Source organism: Neobacillus drentensis, assembly GCF_036965425.1.
Taxonomy (GTDB): domain Bacteria; phylum Bacillota; class Bacilli; order Bacillales; family Cytobacillaceae; genus Neobacillus; species Neobacillus drentensis_F.
Window position 1 is genome coordinate 20,483 of record NZ_JBALPP010000007.1, and the last position, 8,639, is coordinate 29,121.

At 39.9% G+C, this 8,639-nt stretch carries 5 protein-coding genes and 1 riboswitch; all 5 genes read right to left on the reverse strand.

Annotated features, from left to right (window positions below; genetic code table 11):
* Positions 1–138 precede the first annotated feature (138 nt).
* Positions 139–3,588 (reverse strand): methionine synthase, encoded by a 3,450-nt coding sequence (metH, locus tag V7161_RS01210; protein ID WP_335441910.1) that lies wholly within the window; start codon positions 3,586–3,588, stop codon positions 139–141.
* Positions 3,569–5,428: a bifunctional homocysteine S-methyltransferase/methylenetetrahydrofolate reductase gene (locus tag V7161_RS01215; RefSeq protein ID WP_335441911.1), complete on the reverse strand. Its 1,860-nt coding sequence runs from the start codon at positions 5,426–5,428 to the stop codon at positions 3,569–3,571. Before V7161_RS01215 ends, metH begins: the two co-directional genes overlap by 20 nt.
* Positions 5,429–5,443: 15 nt before the next feature.
* On the reverse strand, positions 5,444–6,619 hold the full coding sequence (gene metC, locus V7161_RS01220; protein WP_335441912.1) for a cystathionine beta-lyase: 1,176 nt from the start codon (positions 6,617–6,619) through the stop codon (positions 5,444–5,446).
* Entirely contained in the window at positions 6,619–7,731 is a 1,113-nt protein-coding gene (locus V7161_RS01225) for a methionine biosynthesis PLP-dependent protein (RefSeq protein ID WP_335441913.1), read from the reverse strand. Before V7161_RS01225 ends, metC begins: the two co-directional genes overlap by 1 nt.
* A gap of 81 nt (positions 7,732–7,812) precedes the next feature.
* Positions 7,813–7,928, reverse strand: a riboswitch (SAM riboswitch).
* Positions 7,929–8,016: 88 nt separating this feature from the next.
* Positions 8,017–8,370, reverse strand: coding sequence for a helix-turn-helix domain-containing protein (locus V7161_RS01230; protein WP_335441914.1), 354 nt, complete (start codon positions 8,368–8,370; stop codon positions 8,017–8,019).
* Positions 8,371–8,639 lie beyond the last annotated feature (269 nt).

Genomic DNA, 8,639 nt, shown 5'->3' on the forward strand with positions numbered 1-8,639 from the left:
GTAAGTGTGTTTGCGAATTAGTATCAACTTAAGCGAAAATCATTTTATTTACCGCAAATAACTTAGGGAATTCGCGAAAATACATAAAAAATCCGCGGAAATATTAATAAAATCCGCGGAAAAAATCATCTAACTATTTTATCTCAAAACATTAAAATACCTAGCTTCTGGATGTGCAAACACCATGGCTGAAACAGAAGCCTCAGGTTCCATCATGCAGCCGTCAGTTAATTCAATACCAATTTCTTCAGGTTGAATTAACTTAAATAATTTCTTCTGATCCTCTAAATCAGGACAGGCAGGATAACCGAACGAGAATCGCTGACCTTGATATTTAGCGGCGAACCGGTCTTGCATTGTAAAGTTTAGTGGATCAGGGAAGCCCCAACGGTCACGCATCTGTCGGTGAATTAATTCTGCAAAACCCTCTGCTGTTTCTAACGCTAATGACTGGAGGGCGTGACTTTCAAGGAAACGTCCTGCAGCTTTGAATTCATCCGCTTTTTCTCGAATACCTCTGCCAGCTGTAACAGTGAAGAAACCAACATAATCCTTAACTCCGCTATCAACAGATTTAATAAAATCCGCCAAACAAAGATGAGGCTCAGACTCTTGTCTTGGGAAATCAAATGTTTCAATGATTTCCTCTGGGTTGTTTGGATTATAAATATATATCTTATTCCCGTCGGATTGAGCAGGGAAAAACTGATACACAGCTTGAGGTGTAATCCAATTGTTTACACTCGCATCAGCAAGCAAGTGGTCAACCACTTCTTTTACTTTTAAAGCTTTTTCATCTTTTTCAGCAATTAATTTGGCGATTTTTCCTTTAACTCCAAGGTGATGTCCAATAAGCATTTGCATATTAATATAAGGCTCAATATGTGATAAAGAATAAGACCTTAAAATATGTCTTTTAATATCCATTGGAGTATAAACGGGAACCGTTGTAGATACAGATGGCTTTGGTTTTACTGCAACAGATATCCCAGAACGGATTGGAATATCTCTTGGAATCTCGGCTGCTGCCAGTTTTTCATATTTTTCAGCAAATAATTTTTGATGTTCCTCTGGTGTTTGAAGCTGATTTGCTATTGATAATCCTGTCATGGCATCTTTTGCATATAATACAAGTCCATCGTACTCTTTAGCAATTTTTGTATCAGTAAATTTTCGGGATAAAGCTGCACCACCGACTAATATAGGCAGGGAGATGCCTGCTTCTTTCATATCCTGCGCTGTTAATACCATTTGCTGCGCCGATTTTACTAGCAAACCAGAAAGTCCAACCATATCTGGTTTTTCATTTTTGATAGCTTGAACCAATTCAGTCGGAGTCACTTTAATTCCTAAGTCAACCACATTATAGCCATTATTGCTCAGAATGATATCAACAAGGTTTTTCCCGATATCATGCACATCACCTTTAACCGTTGCTAAAATGACTTTTCCTTTTGAAGCGGAAACATCGCCTTTTTCCATATGTGGCTCTAAATGGGCTACAGATGCTTTCATAACTTCTGCACTTTGTAAAACCTCAGCAACAATTAATTGGTTATCATTGAACAGACGGCCAACTTCTTTCATCCCATCCATTAAAGGACCATTAATAATATCAAGTGGGGCAGGATAGCTCTCAAGGGCTAAATCCAAATCTGGAAGCAAACCTTCCTTTGTACCCTCCACAACATAATAGGAGAGGCGCTCTTCTAGGGTCATATCAGGTAAAGTACTCTTTGCTTCTTTCTTTTTTCCACGATAAAACTCCGTAAAAGTAGCTAATGTTTCATCTGTTGTCGTAAATAAAAGATCATCAGCTAACTTTACTTCTTCTTTTGAAATAGATGCAAAGCGTTCAAGCTTCTCAGTATTTACAATGGCATAATCGAGACCAGCTTGTGTACAGTGATATAGGAACACAGAATTTAATATTTCTCTTCCAACTGGCGGTAAACCGAAGGAAACGTTACTTATTCCAAGAATTGTTTGAACCTTTGGAAGATGCTCCTTGATTAACCTGATTCCGTCAACTGTGGCTTTAGCAGAACCAATGTATTGCTCATCTCCCGTACCAACTGGAAAAACAAGTGGATCAAAAATTAAATCCTGGGATTTAAGACCGTATTTGTTCACCAAAAGGTCATGGGAACGTTTGGCAATCTCAAGCTTTCGTTCTGCTGTAACTCCCATGCCTTTCTCATCAATGGTACCTACGACTACTGCAGCGCCATATTTGTGTATTAATGGTACAACCGCTTCAAAACGCTCTTCTCCGTCCTCAAGATTAATCGAATTAATAATTGCTTTTCCTTGAGAATATTTTAGCGCCTTTTCAATAACCTTTTCATCAGTAGAATCTATAACAAGAGGAACCTTAACCTTCTTTACAACCTCTTTAATAAAATTCTCCATATCAACGATTTCGTCACGGTCTGGGTCAGCAAGACAAATATCAATAACATGCGCTCCGCCCTTAACTTGCGCGCGGGCAATTTCGGATGCTTCTTCAAATTTTCCTTCGGTGATTAATCGCTTAAATTTACGAGAGCCAATAACGTTTGTTCTTTCACCAACCATGATAGGTCTTAATGTAGGGTCATCATAAACAAATGGTTCAATACCAGAAACCATATGCACATTCGATTGCTTTGTATCTCTCGGTTTAAAGTTTTTCATGGCATCAGATATTGCTTTAATATGTTCTGGAGTAGTTCCGCAACATCCACCAACAATATTCAGCCAGCCATGAGAAGCAAAATCAGAAAGTTTCTTTGCAAGAATTTCCGGTGTTTCATGGTAATGCCCTTCTTCATCAGGTAAGCCGGCATTTGGGTAACAACTTACCGCGGTTGTTGCAAGCTCGGAGAGAGAACGAATATGATCCTGCATGAACTCTGGTCCTGTAGCACAGTTAAGCCCTACAGCAACAGGATTCATATGCTCCACCGAAATATAAAATGCCTCAATCGCTTGCCCAGCAAGTGTTGTTCCCATAGGTTCAATGGTTCCTGAAATCACAATAGGAAGTGTTGTACCAGTTTTTGAAAAAGCACTTTGGATCCCTGCGAAACCAGCTTTTACATTCAACATATCTTGGCTTGTTTCAAGCAATAGAAGGTCCACACCGCCGTCAATTAACCCAAGCGCTTGTTCTTCATAGCTCGCCGCTAATTCATCAAACGTCGTCCCACCGGTAACACTCAGCGTTTTGGTGGTCGGCCCCATAGAACCAGCAACAAAACGAGGCCAATCTTCTGAATAAACCTTTTGCACCTCACCGATAGCAATCATCGCGGCAATTTTATTGATTTCATAGGCCTTATAGCCGAGTCCATACTCATCAAGGACAATGCTTGTGGCACCAAATGTATTTGTTTCGATGATGTCGGCTCCAGCTTCAAGATATTCCCGATGTATGTTGGCAATAACAGAAGGGGCGGTAAGATTCAGGTTTTCATTACATCCTTCAAATTCCTCGCCGCCAAAATCATCAGCGGTAAGGTTGACACGCTGGAGCATTGTTCCCATGGCTCCGTCCATAACGAGGATTCGTTTCTTTAGTTGATCATTAAATGATGTTTTCGGCAATGTTGCTCCTCCTCACTTCACTTGCCCGCTGATTGGCATATTGAGCAAGCTCAGCGGTTAATTCATACCGTAAAAACGGTGTGATTAAATAAATCCCGTTGAATAAATCTAAGGCAGCATCAATTAAGGACTTTGTGATGTCAATTCCCAGGCGGGTTGCTGCAAGCGGATTATCGTTCAAATTGGCCATCTGTTCACGAATGGGATCAGCAATTTTGATCCCCGGCACTTCATTATGAAGGAACTCTGCATTCTTGCTGCCTGTCAGCGGCATAAGGCCAATGTAGATAGGTGCATCTATATGCTTCGTATTTTCATAGACTTCAAGTAATTTTTCTTCTGAAAAAACAGGCTGAGAAATAAAGTAATCGGCCCCGAATTCAATCTTTTTCTCCAAGCGCTTAACAGCTTTTTCAAGCGAGCGGACATTAGGATTAAAGGCTGCAGCAATGCTAAAAGCCGTCTTTTGCCCCAAGTCCTTACCGGAATATGACAAGCCTTCGTTCATTTGCTTAATCATTTTGATTAGCTCAAATGAAGACACATCGTAAACGGATGATGCCCCCGGAAAATCTCCTACTCTTGCGGGGTCGCCTGTAATGGCTAAAACATCATGCATACCAAGCGTATGAAGGCCCATTAAATGGGATTGCAAGCCAATAATATTTCGATCGCGGCAGGCGATGTGGATGAGGGGCCGCATTCCTAATTGTTCTTTCACTAGATATCCCAATGATTCATTGGAAATTCGAATTGTGGCAAGGGAATTATCTGCTAGAGTGATAGAGTCAATGCCTGCTTCTCTCAACGCTTTAGCCCCTTCGAAAAACTTTGTGGTATCCAGCTTTCGAGGCGGGTCTAATTCTACGATAACCGATGTTCTCTCTTTCACAATTTCCTGAAGGGGAGTATGCTCCCTTACAGGTGGTTCGATAATGATTTTCTTTGGTTTTAATTGTACTACTTTTTCAGTAACCGGAACACTATTCTTTAATTCATCAGCAAAGGCCCTAATGTGTTCAGGCGTTGTACCGCAACAGCCGCCAAGCAGCCGTACTCCTTGTGTACGGAACGCTTTTGCAGAACTTCGGAAATAATTACCATCGCCCTCATTATAATGGAACTTCCCGTCCGTATAGGCAGGAAGACTGGCATTTGGGTAAGCGGAAAGAAAGGCACGTTCAGGCAATTCAACCTGCTCCAAAGCTAATAGCATGTGATGCGGACCTAGCCGGCAATTAAGACCGACGATATCCGCTCCAAGAGCTTCAAGTCTTTTTAAAGCGTCATTGACAGGAGTCCGATCCTGTAAAATTCCAGGCTCTTGATGGGATACCTGCGCAATAATCGGCAGCTTTGTTTCCTTTCTGGCTATAGTTAGGACCGTTTCAAGTTCTTCAAGATCGTAAAAGGTTTCAAGCAATAATCCATCTACACCCTCAAGAAGGAGGCAATATAATTGCTCGCGAAAGCTGCGTTTTAATTCTTCTAATGTAATGGAATCTGGCTTAACACCTCGATTTCCACCAATTGTTCCAAGGACGTAAGTACTATTTTGGACTGCTGCTTTTTTTGCAATAGAGACTGCTGCACTGTTAATTTCCTTAACAGAGTCCTCTAAACCATACCTTTGCAGCTTTAAATAGTTTGCAGCATACGTATTGGTTTGAATCACGTCCGCACCAGCATCAATATAGGCTTTGTGAATATTTTGAATATGATCTGGCTGAGAAAGATTCAATTCCTCTAAACAACTATCCTTACCGAACGAATACAATAAAGTACCCATGGCCCCGTCAGCTATTAAGATTTGATTTTTTAATTTTTCTAAAAAGCTCATATACATTTCTCCTTGTTAATAAACCAAATCATTTTGGTACTGCTTCGCTAGGGCCTGAGAAAAATCCTTTATTATGTCGTCTGCGTTTTCTAATCCTACTGATAGCCGCAGCAAACTATTTTTGATTCCTCGCTTTTCTCTTTCTGCCCTTGGCATGGCCGCATGGGACATTTTAGCCGGATATGATAATATCGATTCCACTGCACCAAGGCTTACTGCGAAGACAGGGATTTTCACGTTTGATACAAAGGAACGAACTGCATCTTCATCAGCCAGCTCAAACGATAAAACAGCGCCTGCACCCTCAGTCTGTGCTTTCTGTAATTCAAATTCAGGATGGTCTTCCAATCCAGGATAATAAACCTTTTTAACAAGCGGATTCGCCTGTAAAAATTGAGCAATCTTTAAGGTGGATTTTTGTGAATGTTCCAGCCGGACATGAAGCGTCTTTAGTCCTCTAAGCACCAACCAGGCATCCTGAACCCCAAGAATTGCGCCAAAGGAATTTTGTAAAAAATAAAGTCTCTTTGCCAAAATTTCATCCTTCACAACAGCAAGTCCAGCGACGACATCACTATGGCCCGAAAGAAACTTGGTGGCGCTATGAAGGACAACATCGGCACCCAGTTCTAGAGGCTTTTGTAATGCTGGTGTAAGAAAGGTATTATCGACAAAGGTTAACGCATTATTTTTCTTTGCTAGTTCACTAATTGCCTGAATATCCGTTACCTTCAATAAAGGATTTGAAGGAGTTTCCACATAAAAAGCTTTAGTGTTCGGCTTAATGGCCTGCTTAACTTGATCCAAATTAGTCATATCAACAAAAGTATGTTCAATTCCAAAACGGGTTAGGACCTCAGTAACCATTCGGAATGTACCACCGTATACGTCTTCAGTTATCACAACGTGGTCTCCTGAAGATAACAAAAGGAATGCTGTGGAGATGGCCGCCATTCCTGAAGAGAAAGCAAATCCTTTGACTCCACCTTCTAATTCGGCGATGACATCCTCTAGGGCTTCACGAGTCGGGTTTGCACTCCGGGCATAATCATATTTTCCGAAACTATCGATATCAAATTGATGAAAGGTTGAAGCATGCTGAATAGGCACGCTTACCGCCCCTGTTACGGGATCTACTTTATGCCGGTTATGAAGAAGCTTCGTCTCAAAACAATATTCTTCTGATTCCATTACACAATCACTCCTTCGCTCACTTTGGCTAATGCCTGTTTCAAGTCAACAATGATATCCTCTGCATCCTCAATTCCAACAGAGAAACGCAACAAACGATTACATACACCAGACTGAATTCGGATTTCTTCTGGAATATCCGCATGGGTTTGTGTTGCTGGATAAGTAATAAAGCTTTCGGTACCGCCTAAGCTTTCAGCAAAACTAATCAGCTTTAAATTTTGTAAAAATGGATTAATCCACGATTCGTCTTTTACTCGGAAGGAAACCATTCCTCCTCGTCCTGGATAAAGCACATCTGTTACACCTTCGTGCGTGGAAAGATATTCCACTACAGCCTTTGCATTCTTCTCATGCTGCTTCATCCGAAGCGATAAAGTCTTCATTCCGCGCATTAATAACCAGGAATCAAATGGACTTAAGACAGCACCCGCGCCATTATGATGAAAGGCCAAGGCTTCACAAAGTTCTTTGCCTTTTGCGACAACAAGCCCGGCAAGAACATCATTGTGCCCGCCTAAATATTTCGTTGCACTGTGGATAACGATATCCGCACCAAGTGCAATCGGCTGCTGCAATAGAGGAGTATAGAAGGTATTGTCAACAATCAGGAGAATCCCGTGCTTTTTGGCAATCTTGGATACCTCGGCGATATCGGATTCCTGCATAAGCGGATTGGTTGGAGTCTCAAGGAAAATAGCCTTTGTTTGCGGAGAAATTTTCTTTTCGATTTCTTCCGGACAACACGTATTCACATATTGACTTTTCAGACCCCACTTTTTATATCCTTGTTCTAATAGACGATAGGTTCCCCCATATAAATCTTCGCTTACAAGCCATTCATCACCGGATTCAAATAAAGCAAGAATCGTTAAAATAGCTGCCATTCCTGAACTGCAGGCAAAGCCTTGATCACCGCCTTCTAAATCAGCGATTGTTTTTTCAAGAAGCTGGCGTGTTGGATTTCCGGTTCTAATATAATCAAACCCAGTTGATTGCCCTATCCCCTCATGGCGGAAGGCAGTTGAAAAATAAACAGGCGGGTTAACGGTTCCAGTTGCAGTCTCACTTCGATTTCCAATTTGGGCTAATTTCGTATCAATTTTGTACATAATGCACACTCCTTGTTTATATAAATAAAAAAAGCCTTCTTATAAGAAGAAGACTTTTGCTAAACGACCACATTGTCATTCTTCTTATCTCGCAAATTAACCAATAATTTGCAGGACTTAGCACCTTTTCAATGAAAAATACATTGAAGGTTGCTGAGGTGTCTTCGGGCCATTCCCTCAACCTCTCTTGATAAGAAAACAAATATTTAGATTATTAATAAAATTTACTACAAAGAGGACATTGTGTCAATTGGTTTTTTAACCATTTAAATGATTAAAGCGCTTTCATCTATTTTTTTCCCAGTTTTTAAATTTAATAAAGTTCATATATTCTTTAAAATCATCCTTATTCATACCATCTTTAATGGCCTTTTCGATAATCAATTGCCACTCCTTGTCTAATAGTTCTTTCCCATTTGGACTCGGAGCATTAGCAGACTGATCCACTCCATTTAGTAAAAACTCCAAGGAAACATCTAAAGGCTTTGCCAGCTTCATTAAAAAATGAATAGAGGGGTTTTTATTAAGATTACGCTCAATATAGCTTAAATAAGATTTAGAGACATTTGCTAACTCTGCCAGTTCTGTAATTGAAAATCTTTTTTCTTCTCTTAATTTCTTTATACGCTCTCCAATCATAAGTTTCTCCTCATTACCATATTTATTTTATATGTAGTAAAAATGTTATAAATCTAGCAAGTTAACATGTTCGCTCAAACGAAAAATATTATTCAATTAATTATTCTTTTTTAAAAATAGTATACAACATAAAATGTTCTATTTGAAGAACAAATTAACGAAAAAATGTAAAAAAATCCTAGAAATCTGCAGTTTTTTGTGGGGAATTAAGAGGATTTTAACTTTTTTTGATTTGCATTTTTTAAAAAAGAGATTATAATGTTCTTAAT

Excerpts from the sequence above, each read along its gene's own strand:
- V7161_RS01215 (WP_335441911.1), bottom strand. The coding sequence starts at position 5,428 with ATGAGCTTTTTAGAAAAATTAAAAAATCAAATCTTAATAGCTGACGGG.
- metC (WP_335441912.1), bottom strand. The coding sequence starts at position 6,619 with ATGGAATCAGAAGAATATTGTTTTGAGACGAAGCTTCTTCATAACCGG.
- V7161_RS01225 (WP_335441913.1), bottom strand. The coding sequence starts at position 7,731 with ATGTACAAAATTGATACGAAATTAGCCCAAATTGGAAATCGAAGTGAG.
- V7161_RS01230 (WP_335441914.1), bottom strand. The coding sequence starts at position 8,370 with ATGATTGGAGAGCGTATAAAGAAATTAAGAGAAGAAAAAAGATTTTCA.